General features: G+C 34.3%; 20 protein-coding genes. 15 read left to right on the top strand and 5 right to left on the bottom strand.

What is annotated here, in order from left to right; translation table 11 throughout:
- Window positions 1–227 precede the first annotated feature (227 nt).
- Complete coding sequence (locus tag ACWA1F_RS04320; RefSeq protein ID WP_125719681.1) at window positions 228–671, bottom strand: hypothetical protein; 444 nt, start codon at window positions 669–671, stop codon at window positions 228–230.
- Between the two features lie 343 nt (window positions 672–1,014).
- On the bottom strand, window positions 1,015–2,379 hold the full coding sequence (locus tag ACWA1F_RS04315; protein WP_456891900.1) for a DEAD/DEAH box helicase: 1,365 nt from the start codon (window positions 2,377–2,379) through the stop codon (window positions 1,015–1,017).
- Window positions 2,380–2,741: 362 nt separating this feature from the next.
- On the opposite strand from ACWA1F_RS04315, the gene ACWA1F_RS04310 reads away from it, so the two are divergent.
- Window positions 2,742–4,469: a M14 family metallopeptidase gene (locus ACWA1F_RS04310; protein ID WP_456891898.1), complete on the top strand. Its 1,728-nt coding sequence runs from the start codon at window positions 2,742–2,744 to the stop codon at window positions 4,467–4,469.
- Between the two features lie 64 nt (window positions 4,470–4,533).
- Window positions 4,534–5,523: a hypothetical protein gene (locus ACWA1F_RS04305; protein WP_456891896.1), complete on the top strand. Its 990-nt coding sequence runs from the start codon at window positions 4,534–4,536 to the stop codon at window positions 5,521–5,523.
- A gap of 334 nt (window positions 5,524–5,857) precedes the next feature.
- On the opposite strand, the gene ACWA1F_RS04300 is transcribed toward ACWA1F_RS04305, so the two are convergent.
- Window positions 5,858–6,511 (bottom strand): NUDIX hydrolase, encoded by a 654-nt coding sequence (locus ACWA1F_RS04300; protein ID WP_456891894.1) that lies wholly within the window; start codon window positions 6,509–6,511, stop codon window positions 5,858–5,860.
- A 7-nt stretch (window positions 6,512–6,518) separates the two neighbouring features.
- Between ACWA1F_RS04300 and pyrE the strand changes: the two genes are divergently transcribed.
- Window positions 6,519–7,163, top strand: coding sequence for an orotate phosphoribosyltransferase (pyrE, locus tag ACWA1F_RS04295; RefSeq protein WP_071637185.1), 645 nt, complete (start codon window positions 6,519–6,521; stop codon window positions 7,161–7,163).
- A gap of 187 nt (window positions 7,164–7,350) precedes the next feature.
- Window positions 7,351–7,743, top strand: coding sequence for an SRPBCC family protein (locus ACWA1F_RS04290; protein ID WP_184164771.1), 393 nt, complete (start codon window positions 7,351–7,353; stop codon window positions 7,741–7,743).
- Between the two features lie 279 nt (window positions 7,744–8,022).
- Here ACWA1F_RS04290 and ACWA1F_RS04285 read toward each other — a convergent pair whose 3' ends face one another.
- Window positions 8,023–8,751, bottom strand: coding sequence for a biotin--[acetyl-CoA-carboxylase] ligase (locus ACWA1F_RS04285; protein ID WP_456891891.1), 729 nt, complete (start codon window positions 8,749–8,751; stop codon window positions 8,023–8,025).
- 92 nt (window positions 8,752–8,843) lie between these two features.
- Here ACWA1F_RS04285 and rsfS point away from each other — a divergent pair, with 92 nt between their 5' ends.
- From rsfS to ACWA1F_RS04245, 8 genes are all read left to right on the top strand, one after another.
- Window positions 8,844–9,215 (top strand): ribosome silencing factor, encoded by a 372-nt coding sequence (gene rsfS, locus ACWA1F_RS04280; protein WP_456891889.1) that lies wholly within the window; start codon window positions 8,844–8,846, stop codon window positions 9,213–9,215.
- 15 nt (window positions 9,216–9,230) lie between these two features.
- Window positions 9,231–11,156 (top strand): ATP-dependent zinc metalloprotease FtsH, encoded by a 1,926-nt coding sequence (gene ftsH / locus ACWA1F_RS04275; RefSeq protein ID WP_306157512.1) that lies wholly within the window; start codon window positions 9,231–9,233, stop codon window positions 11,154–11,156.
- A 117-nt stretch (window positions 11,157–11,273) separates the two neighbouring features.
- On the top strand, window positions 11,274–11,882 hold the full coding sequence (locus tag ACWA1F_RS04270; protein WP_306157510.1) for a lactate utilization protein B/C: 609 nt from the start codon (window positions 11,274–11,276) through the stop codon (window positions 11,880–11,882).
- Between the two features lies 1 nt (window position 11,883).
- A complete protein-coding gene (locus tag ACWA1F_RS04265; protein ID WP_456891886.1) occupies window positions 11,884–12,774 on the top strand; it encodes a phosphatidate cytidylyltransferase in 891 nt (296 codons plus the stop codon).
- The gene (locus ACWA1F_RS04260) at window positions 12,764–13,417 is read left to right on the top strand and encodes a phosphatidylserine decarboxylase family protein (RefSeq protein ID WP_306157507.1); all 654 of its coding nucleotides are present in this window, start codon (window positions 12,764–12,766) and stop codon (window positions 13,415–13,417) included. The genes ACWA1F_RS04265 and ACWA1F_RS04260 overlap by 11 nt, the downstream gene beginning before the upstream one ends.
- Complete coding sequence (locus tag ACWA1F_RS04255) at window positions 13,418–13,687, top strand: acyl-CoA-binding protein (RefSeq protein WP_306157506.1); 270 nt, start codon at window positions 13,418–13,420, stop codon at window positions 13,685–13,687.
- Window positions 13,688–13,694: 7 nt separating this feature from the next.
- Complete coding sequence (locus ACWA1F_RS04250) at window positions 13,695–14,474, top strand: superoxide dismutase (RefSeq protein WP_456891884.1); 780 nt, start codon at window positions 13,695–13,697, stop codon at window positions 14,472–14,474.
- Between the two features lie 77 nt (window positions 14,475–14,551).
- Window positions 14,552–15,610, top strand: coding sequence for a glycoside hydrolase family 130 protein (locus ACWA1F_RS04245; protein WP_456891882.1), 1,059 nt, complete (start codon window positions 14,552–14,554; stop codon window positions 15,608–15,610).
- 152 nt (window positions 15,611–15,762) lie between these two features.
- Here ACWA1F_RS04245 and ACWA1F_RS04240 read toward each other — a convergent pair whose 3' ends face one another.
- Entirely contained in the window at window positions 15,763–17,631 is a 1,869-nt protein-coding gene (locus ACWA1F_RS04240) for an alpha-amylase family protein (protein ID WP_456891880.1), read from the bottom strand.
- Between the two features lie 284 nt (window positions 17,632–17,915).
- Here ACWA1F_RS04240 and ACWA1F_RS04235 point away from each other — a divergent pair, with 284 nt between their 5' ends.
- The 3 genes from ACWA1F_RS04235 to ACWA1F_RS04225 all read left to right on the top strand — a co-directional run bounded on the left by ACWA1F_RS04235 (window position 17,916) and on the right by ACWA1F_RS04225 (window position 22,572).
- Window positions 17,916–19,577, top strand: coding sequence for an OstA-like protein (locus ACWA1F_RS04235; protein ID WP_456891878.1), 1,662 nt, complete (start codon window positions 17,916–17,918; stop codon window positions 19,575–19,577).
- Between the two features lie 133 nt (window positions 19,578–19,710).
- The gene (locus ACWA1F_RS04230) at window positions 19,711–20,904 is read left to right on the top strand and encodes an aspartate aminotransferase family protein (protein ID WP_456891876.1); all 1,194 of its coding nucleotides are present in this window, start codon (window positions 19,711–19,713) and stop codon (window positions 20,902–20,904) included.
- 273 nt (window positions 20,905–21,177) lie between these two features.
- Complete coding sequence (locus ACWA1F_RS04225; protein ID WP_306157494.1) at window positions 21,178–22,572, top strand: tetratricopeptide repeat protein; 1,395 nt, start codon at window positions 21,178–21,180, stop codon at window positions 22,570–22,572.

Here is a 22,572-nt window from a genome sequence, read left to right as displayed (position 1 = left end):
CAAAGGTCGCAAAGATATACGCAAAGGTCGCAAAGTTTTTTGACAAAGCTTTGCGAACTTTGCGCTTTTATAAAGCCTCTAAAAAATAAAAACTTTGAGTACTTTGCGGTAAAAACAAGAAACAAAAAAAGCTGTTCGATTAGAACAGCTTTTTTATATTATAGTTAGAGCTAAAGCTTAAAAACTTTGTCTCTTTGTCACTTTGTGGCTTTGAACCTTAAAGAAAATTATTTCTGGAATAATTTGCTGATTTGGTCTTTTACGAATGGCTCAGAAACGTTGTTTGTTGCTGCGTCTCTTTCTTTACCAGAAACCATAAATTGAACTGTAGCTTTGTCTGGAACAACATTTCCTGTGTAGTGTAACCAAATGTAGTTGTTAGGTAACTCCAATTTGATGTCGTACAACGGAGACGCTGTAAATCCGCCCATGATAATGTTGTACAAAGAGTTATAAGCATTATCAATGTTTTTGAATGAAAATTTTCTCAAAGTAGAATCGTCATCACTTTGAATAATAGTGTAATACACTGTGTATTCGTCACCAATTTTCTGAATGTAGTTGTTGTTTACTTTTCCTAGTTTCTCAACAGGAACCGTTTCTAGAACTTTAACCTGTGCAAACGAAACAAAACTAAAAAACAATGCGGCAAGAGTAATAATCTTTTTCATGTGGTATTTGGGGTTTACAAATTTTACGATCACAAAAAAACACAGAAATATTGAAAAAACACCTATCAATTGATTATTTTTTTAACATAAAATTGTAAAACTTGGTTGCACAATTCCAAAACACTGAATTACAATATTTTAAAAGATAAATTCCAATAAAAAAAATCCAAATCCCAATTCATCTTTTAACCAATCTTTGCAGAGCTACTTGCGGAGATCCTTCGTTCCTCAGGATGACAAACACTGGATAAGCTTCTCAAAAATTATTCAAGCATAAAAATTTATGAGAGTATATAGCAAAAACCTAATTCTCTAATTCTCAAATTGTCTAATTATCTAATTTCTAATATTTCCCCTTCTTCTCCTCTTCCTCTTTTTTAATAACATTTCGGGCAACTTCAATTTTGAATTTCTTGCCTTTCATTTTTTCATCTCTGATATTTTTTAAAAGATCTTTTACTTTATTGTATTTTACCGCTGCAAACGACACAAAATCTTTTACTTCGATTAGGCCTAAATCGTCTTTTTCTAGTTTTCCTTTTTGAGAAAAGAAACCAACAATATCAAATTTATTTAGTTTTGTTTTCTTTCCACCGCTGATATAAATCGTCTGGAATTGAGGTGGTTTTGGCAGCGAAACTTTTCCTTCCACATCCAAAACATCCATTTCATAATCAATGTAATCTAGTTCTTTTTCACTTTCGTGAATGATAATATAAGCCGTTCCCGTGGCCTGCATACGAGCCGTACGACCATTTCTATGTGTAAACTCGTCTTCTTTTAATGGCAAATGATAATGAATAACGTGTTTCATTTCTGGGATATCCAAACCACGGGCCGCCAAATCGGTTGTCACTAAATACGTGACACTTCCATTTCTAAATTGAATCAAAGCTCTTTCACGTTCTTCCTGATCCATTCCGCCGTGATAATACACAGAGTAAATCCCTTTTTCGTTTAAAGTATCGCTGATACGTTCTGCAGCATCACGATGATTACAAAAAATAATAGCAGATTCTGATTTTAAAGAACAAATCAAATTGAATAGACTCTGCAATTTATCTTTAGCTGGCGAAATCACCATTTTCATAGAAAGATTGGCCTTTTCCTCTTCCTCTGGAATAAAATCTAAAGTAACCGGATTTACAACTCTTGTATATTTCGGAATTTCGATATCTGAAGTCGCCGAAACCAAAACGCGTTTGTTTACTTTTGGCAATCTTCCGATAATGAAAGACATCTGTTCATGAAAACCTAATTGCAGCGATTTATCAAACTCGTCTAAAATTAAAGTCTGAATTTTATCGGTTCTAAAAGTTTCTCTGTCAATATGGTCTGCAATTCTTCCAGGCGTTCCAATTAAAACTGCAGGCGGATTGCTTAAGTTCTTAATTTCCGTATCTATTGAATGTCCGCCGTAACAAATATTGACTTTGTATTGCGTTCCCATTTTCTTCCAAACCTGTTCGATCTGAAGTCCAAGTTCTCGTGATGGAACTAAAATAACGCATTGTACTGAAAGGATTTCAGGTTGCAACATTTCTAAAATGGGAAGCAAAAACGCTAATGTTTTCCCAGATCCTGTCGGAGAAAGTAATAAAACGTTGTTTTCGTTTAAAATAGCATCATGTGCCATTTCCTGCATCTCATTCAGGTTCTTAATTCCTAAATTGGAAAGTATATCGTTGGAATGGTGTTTTTTATTCATTTTGCAAAAGTAGAGAAAATAGTTGGCAGTGTACAGTTTGATTTTTGTTTCACGCAGATTTAAAAAGATTTAAGCAGATTACGTGAATATTTAGCTCTCGCAGATTTTGCAGATCAAGCAGATCAAATCTAAATATTAAATAAAAAAATCCGCGAAATCTGCAAAATCTGCGGGAGACAAAAAACAAAGATTGCATTTGACGTAGATTAAAAAAAAATCAAAATTTATCTGCTTAAATCTGTAATCCCGATAGCTATCGGGAGCGTGAAACAAAAACTAAATACAGAGTATTTAACATCCAACTTGAAACCTGAAACTTGAAACAAAAATCCTATATTTGGTTCGCATTAAAAACCAAAACCATGAAACGTTTTACCATTCTCTTTTCACTTTTCACAATCACTCTTTTCGCTCAAAACAATAAAAAATACGATACGTTTTTCGAGAAAGGAAACGGAAACCAAGCCGCAGATTACTACGAAACCATTCGCTATTTTAAAATGCTAGCGAATGATTTTCCAACGATTCAGGTTAAAGAAATGGGATTGACAGATTCTGGTGAACCGTTGCATATGGTCACTTTTAATCCTGACAAAGAATTTGATTTTGTTAAAATACAGAAAACAAAAGCCGTTTTATTCGTCAATAACGGAATTCACGCTGGAGAACCTGACGGAATCGACGCTTCGATGCAATTCTACAGAGATTTGGCAACTGGAAAAATGAAAGCACCAAAAAACACCGTTTTAGTTTGCATTCCAGTTTATAATATTGGCGGAGCTTTGAACCGAAACTCTACAACGCGCGCCAATCAGGACGGACCAGAAATTTATGGTTTTAGAGGAAATGCGAGAAACTACGATTTGAATCGTGATTTAATGAAATCCGACACCAGAAATACCAAAAGTTTTGTCGAAATCTTCCAAAAAATAAACGCCGATGTTTTTATCGATAATCACGTAAGTAATGGTTCTGATTATCAATACAAACTAACTTACATCATGACACAGCACAATAAACTGGGAACGGTTTTGGGCGATTATATGAACGATATTATGATGCCTGCTTTGGTGAAAGATCTTCAAAACAAAAAAATCGAAACCACGCCTTATGTGGATTCATTTAAAGATACGCCAGATAAAGGTTTTGGGCAATTTGTTGACAGTCCGCGATATACTACGGGTTATACTTCTTTGTTTAATACGATTGGCTTTATAGTTGAAACGCACATGTTGAAAAAATATGCCGAACGTGTAAAAGTAACCTACGAATACATGAAATCGACTTTGGATTTTACCGATGCTAATTATCTAAAAATAAAAGAACTTCGTGTAAAAAATCTAGAACAATACCAACCAAAGAAAAAATATACTTTGCTTTGGGAAATGGACAGCACAAAAGCAACGAAATTTACCTTTTTAGGTTACGAAGCGGGTTACAAAAAAAGCGACGCCACAACGGGCGATCGCTTGTATTATGACAGAAGCAAACCGTATAAAAAAGACGTTCCGTATATTAAAGAATTTAAATCGGTAAAAGACGTTGTTATTCCGTCTGCTTATATTATTCCGCGTGGTTATTGGAATATTATTGATCTTTTAAAGAACAATAATATTACTTTCCGCCAATTTAGGAATGATACTATTGCTGAGGTTGAAAGCTACAGAATTGCTGATTTTAAAACCGTTCCGTCTGCTTACGAAGGGCATTATTTACATCGAAACACAACCGTAACTTCTAAAATGGTAAAAATGAATTTCGCTAAAGGAGATTACTACGTTCCGACGAACCAAAAAGGCGTAAAATATCTCTTAGAAGCTTTTGAACCAGAAGGTGTTGATTCATTCTTCAACTGGAATTTATTCGATGCGATTCTACAGCAAAAAGAACATTATTCTGATTATGTTTTTGAAGACTCAGCCGCAAAAATCCTAAAAGAAAATCCAGCTCTAAAAGCCGAATTAGAAGCTAAAAAGCAAAACGACCGCGAATTTGCTAAAAATCCTGAAGCGCAGTTAAATTGGATTTATAAGAATTCTGCTCATTATGAAAAGGCACATATGCAGTATCCGGTTTATCGGGTTTTGTAAATTATATATCATTCTATATCTAAAAACAGTCTTACTTAAATTGTAAATTAATAAACTAATAAAAATGAAAGAATTTAAATTTAGGGGTGAATTTTGCATAAACATGTATCTTAGTAAATATCAAATTTTACAACAACAAGATTTGGAGGAATTTGCACACCAACGATTATCATCAGATGATTTTCCGTGTAACATCTATTTCATTATGAAAAGACCACGAGTAACTATAAACCCTTCATATATCATAAATAGTGAAACATACTTTGAATTAGAATTTAAAATTCAAAATCAAAATGAATATATTTCAGATTTTATACAAATCTCAAAACCCAAAGGCAATAATGCTACTAAAATAATTTCAGATTATCCATATAAATATTTTACAATAGAATTTGAAAATAAAAACAACCAATTAACCTCCGAATCAGGAGTTTTCTTAGACTTCATTCAGTCGCAGAATAATTACCATGAGCCGATGTTGGACTATGAAGTATTATACATTGGCCAAGCTTATGGAGAAGATGGAAATAGGACAGCATTAGACAGATTACCATCCCATTCGACTCTTCAAGCTATTTATAATGAAGCCTTAATTAAGTTTCCTGATTCTGAAATTTGGATAATGCTGGCTATTTTCGATCAAAAAAAAATCACAGCGGTAGATGGGAGAGTAAAAATAAAAAAGGAGAATGAAGATATTGATAAAATGAGAATAAAAAACTTTTTAAATCCATCTGAAATGAAAATTAGTGAAAAGCAAAGAATAAATTACACTGAGGCGGCATTAATACAAACATTTAAACCCCGCTTTAATAAGGAATTTAAAAATACATTTCCTAATCCTGCTCATACTAGCTATAGTGAATGCTACAATTTAGATATAAATGGAATTGTAATTGAGGTTGATTTATCAGAAAAAAACAGATGGTTATATAGTCCTGAAAAACCACGTGGCACAATCAGAGATAATATGTTTAAATATTGGCAACATGGACTTTTTCATTTTGTAAATCAAGATGATCGTTATAAAATTTTCAACAACGATTATATATAGTTTTAAGTAAAGTGCGTTTCTAGATAGATGCTCGTTAGTACAAGAGACAAACTTGAAACTTTAAACCTGAAACAAAATTTAAATACAAGTGTAGCCTTTGCTAGCGCGAGCGTCCCGCTCGTGCACGCAAAGGGGTCACGAGCGGGACGCTCGCGCCAGCAATAGCTTACAAAAACTGAAACTTGAAACCTAAAAACTCATGCAAAGTTTGCACGCGTGAGGGATAGAAGCAAGCTACCGAAGTAGCGCGGATAGCCCGACCCCGATCCGATAAAAGGGCGAATAAGCGTAAAGTTAATTTGCCCTTTTATCGGATCGGGGGCACGCCCAAATATTAATTATTGGAATTTGGAGCCGATCGATAAGCGACAGGCGGTTCGATTTTTTCTGTTGGAGTTTTTTCCTCTTCAAACAATAATTTAATGTTTTCGTAGGAGTTTTTAAGCGCTTCTTTTATTTGTTCAGGATTCAGCCATTCTACTTTTTCGATGCCTTCTTCGGCTTGTCCGTGTGGAATTCCTTCAAAATCGGAGAACATTTCGAACCAATGTGTGATTTTAAGTTTGTATTTTCCGTTGCGTTTAAATATGTGGTAGGTCTTTTCTAGCTTCTTACCAATTCTTAATTGTCCAACTCCTGTCTCCTCTTCTACTTCGCGCATGGCGGTGTCTTCGATTTCTTCGCCTTTCTCGATTCCGCCTTTTGGGAGATCCCATTTTCCGTTTCTGAAGATAAATAAAACCTCGCCTTTCTTATTATATACCAAGCCTCCGCCCGCTTTGTTTACGGGAATTTTGGCTTTAAGGGTTTTCATCATGACACTTTCGTCGGGATGATATAGAATGGCTTTTTGAATTTTATTTTGAAAAATTTTAATTATAAGCTGTTCTACATCAATACTCTCCAACAAGAACAATTGGAAATCTGTTTCCTTAGAGATTTCATTTGTCAAAAAAAGTGGTTTGTCGTTTACAAAAACTTTATACATTTGTACTATGATTTTTAATAAAGATACTGCCGAAAAAACAGCCGAATTGCTTTTGCAAATAAATGCAATTAAATTGAATCCCGAAAATCCTTTTACATGGGCTTCTGGTTGGAAATCTCCTATTTATTGCGATAATAGGTTAATTCTTTCATTTCCGAGCATTAGAAACTATGTTCGTGATGAATTTGCTAAAAACATCGAAAAACAATTTGGAAAACCTGATGTCATTGCCGGTGTTGCTACTGGAGCGATTGGAGTTGGTATTTTGGTTGCCGAAAGTTTGGGTCTTCCGTTCGTATACGTGCGTCCAGAACCAAAAAAACACGGTAGACAAAACCAAGTCGAAGGTTTTTTACAAAAAGGTCAAAATGTTGTGGTTGTTGAAGATTTGATCAGTACTGGAAAAAGCAGTTTGATGGCTGTGGAAGCTTTAAGAAGCGAAGGTGCTAACATTAAAGGTATGGCTGCGATTTTTACATACGGTTTTGGTGTTGCTGAAGAAAATTTCAAAGAAGCAAATATTGATTTATTCACTTTAAGCAATTACGAAAACTTGTTAGACTTAGCAGTTCAAAAACAATACATTACAGAAGACCAACAGTCTACTCTATTAGAATGGAACGAGAGTCCGTCTACTTGGGGGCAGGAGTAAAATTTTAGATTTCTGATTTTAGATTTTAGATTTCTCTTCTATGCGAAGAGATTTTTGGAATTTGGGATTTAAATTGGAATTTTATTAAACTTCCAGCTTTGCGACCTTTGCGTTTTTATAAAATCTCGTATATTTAAAAAAAACTTTGCGCACTTTGCGTTAAGAAAAAAATAAAAAAAACAAAATTATGAACTTAGAAAGTCCAAAAGTTACAGTTCAGAAATCGGCTCAGGATTTGTTTGATCAACTGACTGATGTAAAGAATTTCGAAAAATTAATGCCAGACAATATCGCTAAATTTGAAGTGACTGGCGAAGACGCTTTTATTTTTGGATTGAAAGGGATGCCGGAAATCAAATTAAAAATGAAAGATAAAGTAGCGCCAAACAAAATCGTTCTGGGTGCTGCGAGTGATAAACTTCCGTTTACGCTAACTTCAAACATTGATAGTGTTTCAGATTCTGAAAGTGCTGTTCAATTGTTTTTTGAAGGCGAATTTAACGCTATGATGGCGATGATGGTTAAAGGTCCAATCAGTAAGTTTATTGAAACTTTAGCAAATAATATGAACAAACTTTAATAATTATAAATTATTAATTTTGAATTATAAATGCTTGGCTTTTGTCAGGCATTTTTTTTGGGTTTTGCCACGAAGACACTAAGGCACAAAGTTTTTTTAGCTGATGCTGAAAATTTCTCGCAAAGGCGCAGAATCGCAAAGATTTTTTGTTTCACGCAGATTTAATTGATCTGAGCAGATTAGATTCTATTTATTTTAAACTAAAAAAGAAAACTTAGGGACTTAGTGACTTCGTGGCCAAAAAACTTAGAAGCTTAGCATCTCAGAACCTTAGAAGCTTTAATAAAGCATCTTAACTTCTTTAATTTCAAATTCAGCAACAGAGTCGTCTTCTAGCAAAACTTGCAATTTGCCAACTTTAGAAACCCCTTGAATGATTCCCATAAAATCATTGTTGTCATTATCTCTAAATGCTGTGGGAATACCTTTTTTGAATAACGAATTAAAGTAATCGTTCCAGAAAATTGGCGATTCGGTTTTCCATAACTGAATCTTTTCTTTTAGTTTTTCGACAATTAAAATAGCTAGTTCTTCTTTGTCGAAAGTTTTACCCGCAATTACTGCCAATGAAGAAGCATTTGGCAATTCACCAAAATCGGTCTGATTGACATTGATTCCGATTCCGGCAACTGACACGATTCTGCCATCGCTTTTTATGGTATTTTCGATTAATATGCCAACTAACTTCTTATTGTATGACAGAATGTCGTTTGGCCATTTTATGCAGATATCAGGAATATTTAACGATTTTAAACTTTCTGAAACAGCCAAAGAAACCGCAACACTCAAGTTGAAAACTTCTTCGTTGCTAAAGAGAAAATCTTTCACCAATACACTCATAGTTAAGTTCTTACCAGCTTCAGACTTCCATACGCCTCCTACTTGCCCCTTCCCTTTTGTCTGATTTTCAGCTGTTACGACCGTAAAATTCTCCAGTTCATCTTGACTTGCCAATGATTTTAAGAAGTCATTTGTAGAATCTATGGCATCGAGTTTGATTAGTTTCATTAAATAATTTAAATATCTTAATTTAATATTTTGTTAAGGTTCAAAAATAATCACAAAATTTGGTAACTTTACAAATTCATATAAAATAATTCATGGCGAAAAAGACTGTTAATAATGATGTTCTACTGGCGAACATAATAAAAGGGATTGAGGAAGTAAAAGGAAATGATATCGATATTCTTGACTTAAGAGAAATAGATACAGCAGTATGCGATTATTTCGTGATCTGCAACGGTAGCTCAAACACCCAAGTAAACGCCATCGTAAACTCAATTCAAAAAACTGTATCAAAAGACTTAAAAGACAAACCTTGGCACGTAGAAGGAACCGATAACGCAGAATGGGTTTTAATGGACTATGTACACATTGTAGTGCACGTTTTCCAGAAACATATTCGCGAATATTACAACATCGAAAGCCTTTGGGGCGATGCCAAAATAACTTCAATCGAGAACAAATACTAAAGAAACTTTCATTAAATGGCTAAAGATAATAATCCAAATCCGAATAAATTTAAAATAAGTCCTTGGTTAATATACACCGCAATACTTTTAGTTTTTTTATTCATAAGTTTTGCAACAGGAGGATCAAGCCTAAGCGAACCTGCCCAATTAACATCTTCTAAATTCAACACGCTTTTGGAAAAAGGCCAGATTGAAAAAGTTATTGTTTACAACAAAGCAGAAGCTGAGGTATATTTAAATGCTGCGGCTCTAAAAGACCCAGCAAACAAAAAAGTAGCTGAAGATATTTTCAAACAACCAAACAAAGGCCCACATTACACTTTGGAAATTGGTAATGATCAAATCTTTCAAACTAAACTAGAAAAAGCAGTTACAGAAGGAAAATTAAAAGACTTTAACTTTCTTCAAAAAAATAACTGGAGCGATATTTTAATCAGCTTACTTCCTATCATCATTATTGTTGGTGTATGGATTTTCATTATGCGTAAAATGTCTGGTGGAGGCGCTGGAGGTGGCGGACAGATTTTCAATATCGGAAAATCTAAAGCAAAACTTTTTGACGAAAAAACAGATATTAAAACTACGTTTAAAGATGTTGCTGGTTTAGAAGGTGCAAAAGAAGAAATTCAGGAAATCGTTGAATTCCTTAAAAACCCAGAAAAATACACGAATCTTGGTGGTAAAATTCCGAAAGGAGCTCTACTTGTAGGACCTCCTGGAACTGGTAAAACTTTATTGGCAAAAGCTGTTGCTGGTGAAGCTCAAGTACCATTCTTCTCTTTATCAGGTTCAGATTTCGTTGAAATGTTTGTGGGAGTTGGTGCATCTCGTGTACGTGACTTATTTAAACAAGCAAAAGAAAAATCTCCTGCTATCATTTTCATTGACGAGATCGATGCTGTTGGTAGAGCGAGAGGAAAAAGCAATATGTCTGGCGGAAATGACGAGAGAGAAAACACTTTGAATCAATTACTGACAGAAATGGACGGTTTTGGAACAAACTCTAACGTAATTGTTTTGGCAGCAACCAACAGAGCCGATGTTTTAGATAAAGCTTTAATGCGTGCTGGACGTTTTGACAGACAAATTTTTGTTGACTTACCAGACATTCGCGAAAGAGCTGAAATCTTCAAAGTACACTTGGCTCCTATTAAAAAGGTTGAAGGTCTTGATTTAGATTTCTTAGCAAAACAAACTCCAGGATTCTCTGGTGCTGATATTGCTAACGTTTGTAACGAGGCTGCATTAATTGCTGCTCGTAACAACAAAGCGGCTGTTGACAGACAAGATTTCCTTGATGCAGTTGACAGAATTATTGGTGGTCTTGAAAAGAAAAACAAAATCATTACTCCAGAAGAAAAAAGAGCAATCGCTATTCACGAAGCTGGTCACGCTACTGTAAGCTGGATGTTAGAGCACGCTGCACCACTTATTAAAGTTACTATTGTTCCTCGTGGACAAAGTTTAGGTGCTGCTTGGTATCTTCCAGAAGAAAGACAAATCGTGAGAACAGATCAAATGTTAGACGAAATGTGTGCTACTATGGGAGGAAGAGCTGCTGAAAAAGTAACTTTTGACAGAATTTCTACTGGTGCATTAAGCGACTTAGAAAAAGTAACGCGTCAGGCTCGTGCTATGGTAACTATTTACGGATTAAACGACAAAATCGGTAACGTTACGTATTACGATTCAAGCGGACAAAGCGAATACAATTTCTCTAAACCATATTCTGACGAAACAGCAAAAATTATCGATGCTGAAATTTCAGAATTAATTGAAGGCCAATATCAGAGAGCTATTCAGATTTTAGAGGAAAATAAAGACAAATTAAATCAACTTGCTGATATTCTGATTGAAAAAGAAGTTATCTTTAAAGATGATTTAGAAAACATTTTCGGAAAACGTACTTTTGACAAAAATTTGGAAGAAGTAGTTTCATAAGTAATTACGAAATACGTAATAATTTTTCAAAATCTTAATTCAAAACACCCTTTTGAATTAAGATTTTTTTATCTTTGAACGTTTTCAATTAACATGTAAAGTATTTCATATAAAAAAATGAATTTTTTCAAAAAAATATTTGGTTCCAGTGAATCCGCTTCTGACGAAGAGCACGAAAGCGAATATGCAGGAACATCTTCTGCTCCGAATAGTCATTTGTCTTTAGATGAACAATTCATTTTCAATTTTAAGAAAAATGGAGGGAAATTTCTATACTGTGAAAACGGACAAGAATTGGCAGAGCAATTTGAAAACATTTTAGAAGAAAATGATTGGTTTGAAAATGAGGTTTTGTGTTATGAACCAGCTCTTTTTAGTTTATTAGAAGAAAACAAATTATTCTACATTGCCCCTTCAAATCCTAGATTTCTATTAGCAAGCTGCGAAAATCTTATAGCTGATGAAGGTTCTATTCTATTTTCATCCAAACAAATCAGACAAAATAAACCAAACGAATTACCGGCAAATATTGTTATAATAGCCACTACAAGTCAAATCCTTCCTATGAAAAGTGACGGATTAAGCGCTATTAAACGCAAATACGAAAGAGACATTCCTACTAATATCACTACAATAAAATATTTCGAAAAAGCGAAAGACGAAGATTTTACACAATACGGAAGTGTTGCAAAAAACCTTTATTTATTGCTTTTAGAAGATCTTTAAGATGAACGAAACACTGAAGAGAACCATTTCTGGTGCTGTTTATATCGCTTTATTATTAACTTCGATATTGTTTTCTACAGAAAGCTTCATTACCCTTTTTGGCGTTTTCCTGATTATTACGATATACGAATTTTCTAATATTGTAAATTTAAACAAAGTGTTTTCGATTCTATTTGGAACTTTAGTTTATTCGTCGATTATTCTTGTAAGCCATTACAACAAACAGACAACTAAATTTTTAAACGATACTCTTAACTCAAATATTAGTTTAGAAACCAACATCAAACAGCTGGATTTAGTTCTTCTGGCCGTTACACTTGTAGTTTCTATAAAATGTATTATATTCTTATTTTATGATTCAGTTCAAAAAGTAAGCACTTCTTCAAAATATTTATATCTGCTTGGATATATTACACTTCCTTTTGTATTTATTGTAAAAATTTCTTTTGGAACAAACGACTACAATCCGAAGATTATCTTAGGTCTGTTTATCTTAATATGGACCAATGATACTTTTGCTTATTTGGTTGGAAAATCAATGGGAAAACACAAATTATTTGAGCGTGTTTCTCCTAAAAAGACAATTGAAGGATTTATTGGTGGTGCTGTTTTTGCTGCATTTGCTGGTTTCCTGATTTCTAAACTCTACATTCAGCCTAAGCCTGAATTTAGCAACATGTCTATCATAATTTGGACTACCATTGCTATAATCGTAAGCATTTTTGGAACTATTGGAGATTTAATAGAATCTAAATTTAAGCGAATTGCCGGCATAAAAGACAGCGGTTCGATCATGCCAGGCCACGGAGGTATTCTAGATCGATTAGATAGTGTTATATTTGTAGCACCAATTATATTTTTATTTTATCAAATTTTATATTATGTTTCATAAAGAAGGAGGCCCGTCCATTTTACTAGGTACTGTATTTACAGTAGCTGTACTTTTAATTGCTGATAAATTCATTGATATTGCCTGGCTGAGAATGCTTGTTCAATTCGCAGCGGTTGTAATTTTAATTATTATTTTACAATTCTTCAGAAATCCGAAGAGAATTGCAGTTAGAAACAGCGATCATATCCTTGCTCCTGTTGATGGAAAAGTGGTGGTTATTGAAGAAGTATATGAAGGAGAATATTTTAAAGATAAACGTTTACAGGTTTCTATTTTTATGTCGCCAATCAATGTGCACGTTACGCGTTACGCAATGGATGGTATCATCAAATTTAGCAAATACCATCCTGGTAAATTCTTGGTTGCTTGGCATCCAAAAGCAAGCGAGGAAAACGAAAGAACTACAGTTGTAATCGAAAACGAAACTTTCGGTGCTATTTTATACAGACAAATTGCAGGAGCATTGGCTCGTAGAATTGTAAATTACGCTAAAGAAGGAATGCAGGTTGTTCAAGGAACAGATGCTGGTTTCATTAAATTTGGATCAAGAGTAGATTTATTTTTACCTTTAGGTACGCCAATCAATGTGGAGTTAAACCAGAAAGCGATTGGTGGAAAAACAATTATTGCTACAAAAGCATAAATGGCTGAAAAAGATTTAGATATTCGCTTTGCTAAAGCTGTAGAAATTGCAATGACAATGACTCAGGCTTCTCTGCCTCAAGATGTGCAGTTAAGACTTTACGCTTTTTACAAACAGGCAACTTTTGGAACAGCTGTTTACAATCAATCTGAAAATTTTGATTTAAGAGACGCTTTTAAAACCAATGCTTGGATGCAAATTAGCCATATGTCTGTTGACGAAGCCAAAGAACATTATATCGAAATCATCAATTCATTAACATCAAAATAAAAACATTATGAAGAAAAACGTTGTTCTTTTTAGCACTTTAGCTTCATTTTTACTATTATTTTCCTGTAAAGAAGACAAGCTTGTTGAAGTAGTTGAGGTTCCTCTTCCAACAAAAGAAGAGAAAATCACTATCGGATCGCCAAATGATGTCAAAGCTGATCCTGGCTCTTTTGAAATGACAAAATTGCCATTTAATTATGATGCGCTTGCTCCAGACATCAGAACTTTGACCTTAGAAACACATTATTCGAAACATTATTTGTCGTACACCAACAATTTCAACAAAGAGATTGTATCGACTGAATATGAAAATATGCCGATTGAGGATATTTTAAAAAAGATGGATTTAAGTAATGCAAAGCTTCGTCAGAATGCTGGCGGTTATTACAATCATACGCTTTATTTTAATATTCTGACTCCAAAAGAACAAACTCCAAAAGATACGCTGGCTGGCTCAATTGCTAAAGAATTTGGTTCTTTTAACAACCTAACCAATCAGTTTAAAGCGCAGTCAGAGAAACAGTTTGGTTCTGGATGGGTTTGGCTTGTTGTAGACCGATATGGTAAATTGCAAATTACTACGACAAATGATCAAGACAATCCTTTAATGAAAAATGCTTTGATTCCGGGAACTCCAATTATGGGAATTGATCTTTGGGAACATGCTTATTATTTAGATTATCAAAACCGAAAAGGCAGTTATATTGATGCTTTTTACAATCATATCAATTGGGAAAAAGTAAACGAATATTACGTCGAAGCTCTCAAAAAGGTTAAAAAAGTATAAAACAAAAAAGCTGATATAGAATTCTGTATCAGCTTTTTTTTATACCTTAATTATCTCAGAAACAACAACAAAGAGATATGAAAGATATAGCAACACGTTTTATAGAAAATCCACTTTTATCGCCTTCAGATCTACCGCCAAGCAGAGAAGGACTGGAAATTACCTGTTTATTAAATCCTGGAGTATTTCAGTTTCAAAACAAAATCTGGCTGGCTGTGCGAGTTGCCGAAAGACCGAAACAAATTGAAGACATTATTTCTTTCCCTGTATTAACAGAAACTGGAGCAATTCAGATTATCGAAATTTTAAAAAATCATCCTGAACTTATTGCTACAGATGCACGTGTTATAAATTATCAGGGACTTGATTACTTAACGACTTTATCTCATATTAGATTACTGTGCAGCGAAGACGGAAAACAGTTTTATGAACCCGAAAATTACCCGCATTTGGTTGGTGAAGGAATATTGGAAACTTTTGGAATTGAAGATTGCCGCGTTTCTTTAATTGAGGGTAAGTATTATCTAACTTTTACTTCTGTTTCGGACAATGGTGTTGGCGTTGGTTTACGAACCACAACCGATTGGAAGAATTTTCAAAAACACGGAATGATATTACCACCTCATAATAAAGACTGTGCCATTTTTGAAGAAAAAATAAACGGTTTGTTTTACGCCTTACATCGCCCGAGCAGTGTTGACCTTGGCGGTAATTATATTTGGATTGCTTCGTCTCCAGATGGCATTCATTGGGGAAATCACAAATGCATTATCAAAACCAGAAAAGATAGCTGGGACAGTAAAAGAGTTGGTGCTGGAGCTGCACCAATAAAAACAGAATTAGGCTGGCTTGAAATTTATCATGGAGCAAATGATGCTCATCAGTATTGTCTGGGAGCATTTTTAATGGAACTTGATAATCCTACGAAAGTAATTTCTAGAACAATTGAGCCAATTATGATACCTCAAACAGGATATGAATTAAGCGGCTTTTTTGGAAATGTAGTTTTCACCAATGGACATATCCTTGAGCCTGACGGAGACACTTTAACTGTTTATTATGGTGCTTCAGATGAATTTGTATGTGGCGCTACATTTTCAATTAAAGAAATTATTTCTCTGCTTAAAAAGATTTAAAAAAAGATTAAACACATAGAAACATAGGTTTTTTGTGCAAAAAAAGGATACAAAAGAAACTAGTTTCCACACATAGACAAACTATGTGTTTTTAAAACTAGTGAAACGCCTTTTATAATTTTGCTAAACTATGTTTCTATGTGTTAGAAAATCTAGTTTACTTCGAAAATCAAAGATTCAGAAGGCTTTACTTTTACTTGAGCCACTCCTTCTCCATTCTTTACATTCAAATAAGTTTTATTTTGCAGATACAGTTTATCTACTAAAACATAAGAACCGTCTTTTAGATTCCATTTTGAAATTACTTCAGAAGGAATTTTCAATTCAAATTCACTTTCTTTTTCAGAAGAAAAATTAGCAACAACAATCAATTTCTGATGATCTGACCAGCGAACAAAAGAATATAGCAACGGATCATACGCTTGATTCTCACGGTTAACAGATTGAATCTCTTGGAAATTCCCCATTAAAGCATCGCTTTTAATTGTGAAATTCAATAAACGCTTATAGAAATCACGAAGCTGTTTTTCTGAATCAGAAAGCTGTCCTCCATCAAATTTACCATCATTCATCCAGCGTTGGTGGTTTGGAACTCCGATATAATCAAAAATTGACGTTCTTGAGCGTTTTCCGAAACCTGCATCTTCATTTCCGGCCTCTCCTACTTCCTGTCCGAAATAAATCATTGTTGGCGAAGTGCTTATGGTTGCCGAAACCACCATTAAAGGTTTTCCTCTTTCTGGCGTTCCTGCAAATTCTGGACTTACTAAACGCTGTTCGTCGTGATTGTCCAGAAAATGAAGCATATGATGCTCAATATCGGCCATTCCGTTCTGGATTTTTGTTAATTCGTCAGGCGAAGATTTTCCACGAATGATATCTTTCAACTTATCATAAGTTTCCACTTTATCGTATAAGTAATCCATTTTTCCTAAACGAATGTAATTGCGGTATTCATTCGGATTATACACTTCTGCCAGTAAAAACGCATTCGGATTTTTCATTTTAATTGAAGAGTTCATATAACTCCAGAATTCATACGGAACCATTTCGGCCATATCATAGCGGAATCCATCAACACCTTTTGAAATCCAATACAAGGCAATGCCTTTAAACTTTTTCCAAGAATCTGGCACGTCTTTATCCTGCCAAAAAGCAAAATGCTCTTGATACGATTTCTGGTCAAAACCAGCCGGAAGTTCAGGAAAATCTTTAGTTCCGTCTGGGCGCACTCCATAATTTACTTTTACCGTTTCGTACCAATCGTTTTGGTCTGGCTTGAATTTTCGCGAACCATTTCCAGTCCATTTTGCCGGATTTTCATCAAATTTCCCATCAATCAATGGATTTTTTTCTCCGTTTAAAGGAATGTCTCCATCAGGAATTTCAAAATGTTGATTCGGAATATAATAGAAATTATTATCTCGTTTGTATTCGACAGTAACATCATCATCTGCACCAAAATCTTTTACACCAGCAGGATTTGATTTTCCTTCGTATTTTCTCGCAATATGATTCGGAACAATATCAGTAATCACTTTTAAACCTGCGGCATGAGTACGTTTTATTAAAGCCTCAAATTCTTCTAATCGTTTTGATGGATCTACCGCCAAATCTGGATTTACGTTATAGTAATCTTTTACGGCATACGGAGAACCGGCACGACCTTTTACCACTTCTGGATCATCATTAGAAATTCCGTACGCCGTATAATCGCGTACCAAAGCATGATGTGGTACACCAGTGTACCAAACATAATTGACACCTAAATCTTTTATTTCGTGTAAAGCTTTATCTGTAAAATCATTAAACTTCCCTACGCCATTTTCTTCAATTGTTCCCCACGGTTTGTTAGCTATATTTTTATTTCCAAAAAGGCGCGTAAAAACTTGATAAACTACAACTTTTTTCTCCGTTGCAGCAGATTCTTTTGCTGTACTCATTTTTAAATCTTTTGTTTTACAGGCCGAAAATAGTACCGTTAATGTAATCCCGGCTGCAATTATTTTTTTACTTATCATATATTTTTGGGCTATTCTTCTTTAGATTTTAAATTTTATCTGCAAAAGACATTAAACTAATTTCTAAATGTAATTCATTTTTTAAAATTCAGGTCATTCTCTTTTCAAAATGCTGTGTTTTAAATCCAAAATATCGCAACTACAACGTGTGAGTTCAATGTTTTGTTGAAAAAATAAATAATAGCGAACTGGTTAATCGAAGTGTTGGCGAGTTATTATAAATTAATCCTAATATCAGCCATAGGTTCTAACCTTTTTTATAAATTTGACAAAAATTTAATCAGTTGAAGAAATCACTCTTTTTCATATTTTGCTGTCTGTTTCTTAGCGTCCAATTTATTGCTGCGCAAGCCAAAAAAACGGCTCAAACTCCTAAAACTATCGTCATCGAGAATGCTGACTTTTCTGATGTGGATCAGGTTAATGTTCCAGATGCGCTTTTGCTTACAGGAAATGTAAAAGTAAATCACGATGGTGTAGTCTTAACTTGCAACAAAGCCTATTTTTTTCAAAAAGAAAATTATCTGAAAGCATTCGGAAATGTACAATTAGTACAGGGAGATACTTTATTCTTAAATAGTAAATATGCCGAATATAGCGGTAATGAAAAAAAAGCTTTTGCTAAAGGAGATGCCGTTCTGACTTCTCCAGATGCCACTTTGCGTACCGATACCATTAATTTTGATCGAAATATCCAGGAAGCATTTTACAATACCAAAGGGACAATTGTGAACAAAGACAATACTTTGGTAAGTAAATCTGGAAGGTATTACGTAAAAGAAAAGAAATTCCAGTTTTTGACTGAAGTTACTATTACCAATCCGAAATACGTGATTAAATCCAATCATTTGGATTATTACAGTAATTCTGGGCATACGTATCTTCTTGGCCCTTCAACAATTACCAGTAAAGCAAATTATATCTATACCGAAAAAGGCTTTTACGATACAAAGAAAAATTTAGCGCACTTTCTGCGAAGATCTTATATCAAATACGACGACCGACTTATAGAAGGCGACAGTTTATATTACAATCGAAATATTGAATTTGCATCGGCTACGCGAAATGTAAAAATCACCGATTCGATCAATAAAGGAATTGTCAAAGGACATTATGCTGAGCTTTATAAATTGAAAGATTCGATGTTTGTAACCAAAAGAGCGGTAGCGATCAATTTGGTTGAAAATGATTCGGTTTACATTCACGGAAAAAAATTAATGGTAACAGGAAAAGAAGGCGAACGAATTCTGCGCGCCTTTAACAATGTTCGTTTTTATAAAACGGATATGAGCGGTAAGTGCGATTCTATACATTCGGATTCTAAATCTGCTTTGACAAAATTGATCGGAAATCCGATTTTGTGGAATGGTGAAAACCAAATTACTGGCGACGTAATGCACTTAATTGGCGACAATAAAACAAGAAAAATTGACTCTTTAAAAGTCCTCAACAATACTTTTGTTCTCTCCAAGGATACGCTCGGTACCGGTTATAATCAGGTCAAGGGACTCAATCTGTTTGGAAAATTTCGGGACGGAAAGCTTCATGATGTTGATGTAATTAAAAATACTGAGGTCATTTATTATATGAGAAATGACACCAATGAATTGATCGGAATCAATAAAAATGTCAGCAGTAAAATCAATATGATCTTGGAAAACAATGCTATAGAAACCATTACTTTCTTCAATAAAGTTGATGGAGATATTTTTCCTGAAGATGAACTTCCAGAAAATGCCCGAAAACTGCGAGGAATGAACTGGAGAGGCGCTGAAAGAATAAAGTCGAAAGATGATATTTTTACCGACGAAGATAACGAACTGAATGAAAAACTGATTAAAGAAGGAAAAGAACAGGAAGAAAAAGGTAAAAACATTCCGCTAAAAGTCAGGAAGGAAACGTTGAATTACGACAAGAAAAACCCCACTGTTAAAAGTAAAAAATAGTGGTCAGTGGTCAGTTTTTTTTTTAGTGTTCAGCTCAAAAGTGCTCAGCATTCAGTCTTAGCAATCCTAACTTAAGCATAACACTAAAACCTTAAAACCTCAGTATCTTTGCACCTTTGAACCTTAAAAAGAAATGAATCCAGATTTTATAAAATACCAAGCACAAACTTCTCCTTACCCACTCGGAATGGAGGTTTCTCATGCTATTGGCTCTTACATATACGACACCAACGATAAAAAATATTTAGATTTTGTTGCTGGAGTTTCGGCTTGCACTTTAGGACATCAACATCCGAGAGTCAATCAGGCGATAAAAGATCAATTGGACAAATATTCGCACGTAATGGTTTACGGAGAATATTCTCAAAGTCCAGCCGTTCAATATTGCAAATTAATGGCCTCTCTCCTTCCAGAATCTTTAAACAAAACTTATTTGGTCAATTCTGGTACAGAAGCTATTGAAGGCTCGCTAAAACTGGCAAAACGAGTTACAGGCCGCAGCCAGCTTATTTCTTGCCACAACGCTTATCACGGAAACACAATGGGATCTATGAGCGTTATGGGATTTGAAGAACGAAAACAAGCTTTCAGGCCTTTGCTTCCTGATGTTGATTTTATCACATTCAATAACGAAGAAGATTTACAAAAAATAACCACTCGAACCGCAGCGATTCTTTTAGAAACCATTCAAGGCGGAGCTGGATTTATTCAGCCAGAAAACAATTTCTTGGAAAAAATTCGCAAACGCTGTGATGAGGTTGGAGCTTTAATGATTGTTGATGAAATCCAGCCTGGTTTTGGAAGAACAGGAAAACTTTTTGGTTTCCAAAATTATGATGTTGTCCCAGACATCGTTGTTATGGGTAAAGGAATGGGTGGCGGAATGCCAGTTGGAGCGTTTACTGCTTCTGCCGAAAAAATGGATCTTTTAACTGAAAATCCGAAATTAGGACATATTACGACTTTTGGAGGTCATCCTGTCATTGCGTCAGCTTGTTTGGCTACTTTGCAAGAATTAACTGAAACAAATTTAATGGCAGAAACGCTTGAAAAGGAAAAACTCTTCAGATCGCTTTTGGTACATCCTTTGATTACAGAAGTTAGAGGAAAAGGATTAATGCTTGCCGCGATGACAGAATCGGCAGATATTACAAACGAAGTCATTTTAACCTGTCAAGACAGAGGACTTATTTTATTTTGGCTTTTATTTGAAGGATGCGCGATACGAATTACACCTCCTCTGACTATTTCTGAAGACGAAATTAGAGAAGGTTGCGCGATTATTTTAGACGTTATGGATGAAATAATGAAAAAGAAGAACAGCTAAAAAAGTTCTTTTTAAAATATTTTCGAAAGCTATTTCAATAAGCAGCGACAGAAATTAACGGTCTATCTGTATTTCGATAAAGTTTTTCGACACCATTAAAAAAATGACAAAACCGAAGTTAATCCCTTAGTAATAAGGAATATTTCTTCCCAAAATAGAATAAAAAACGCCATATATTGTTAATTAAATTGTTCAAAACAATTAATTTCTTATCCTTACAACAATTATATGGTTGCCTAAATTTATAACAGGCTAATTTCAAATATACGAAGTATGCAATTAAGCAACGAAGAAGAAGATTATAACCTATCCCTATCCAAATTTGAGTCGATGTTAAAAACCAACAAAGTACTCTTTTTTGATTCTGAAGAATTCGAAGAAATAATTCTCCATTATTTAGACATAGGTAAGGCTAATTTAGCAAAAAAGGCCTTAAAACTTGCATTAGACCAGCATCCAAAATCTACAGGCTTAAAATTAGTACAAGTAGAAATGCTAGTTTATGATGATAAACTCGACATCGCTGAAAAGCTTTTGAATGAGTTGTATGCAATTGAACCCAACAATGAGGAAATCTACATCCAAAAAGCCAATATCTGTTCTAAAAGAGACCAGCACGAAAAAGCAGTTGAACTGTTAAAAATTGCACTTCAGTATACTGATGATTATGCTGATGTATACAATTTGATTGGTATGGAATATCTTTTTATGGATAATCTTGAATTGGCAAAAGAAAATTTCATTAAATGTCTTGAAGAAGATTTAGAAGACCAATCTGCACTTTATAACGTAGTGTATTGTTTTGAATTTTTAGATCAAAATCAGGAGGCTATTGTTTATTTAAACGAATACATTAACAGAAATCCTTATAGCGAAATTGCGTGGCATCAGCTTGGACGTCTTCATTATGGCGTAAAAGAGTATGAAAATGCAATTCGCGCGTTTGATTATGCAACGCTGATTGATGATGAATTTTTGGGCGCTTTCATGGAAAAGGCGAAAGCTTATGAGCGTTTGAAAAAATACAATGAAGCAATTGAAAGTTATAACAGAACTATCGAATTAGACGATGCGACCTCGTATGCGCTTCTTCGAATTGGTAAATGTTATGAAAAACTTGGAAATTTAGCGAAAGCGATTCAATACTATAACCAAACGGTTCACGAGGATCCGCTTTTAGACAAAGGCTGGATTGCAATTACCGATTTTCACCTTCGACAGAAAAACTATCAAAAAGCATTGTTTTTTGTAAATAAAGCTTTGGCGATTGACAATCAGAATCGTTTGTATTGGAAAAGATATGCGACCATCAACAAACAAATGAATTTCTTTGAAGAAGCCGAATTTGGCTTTAGAAAAGCGGTTGAATTTGGCGATTACGCACTAGACACTTGGTTATTCTGGGTTGATATTCTTCAGTTTTTAGGAGAATTTGAAACGGCTATCCAAACTTTATTGCAAGCGACAGAATATTTCCCAGAAGAAAATGAAATCGAATATCGTTTGGCTGGATTGTATTTTATGATTCAAGACAATACAAAAGCTAAATTTCACTTGAGCAATGGTTTACGTCTAAACTTTGACAATTATATCTTAATTGAGGATTTGTTTCCGGTAGTTTGGGCAAAAAAAACAGTAAAAAATTATATAGAAAAACATCGTAAATAA

The organism is Flavobacterium erigeronis, from assembly GCF_054075165.1.
The sequence above is the reverse complement of the archived record's forward strand: the minus strand, read 5'-3'. Positions and strand labels throughout refer to the sequence as shown.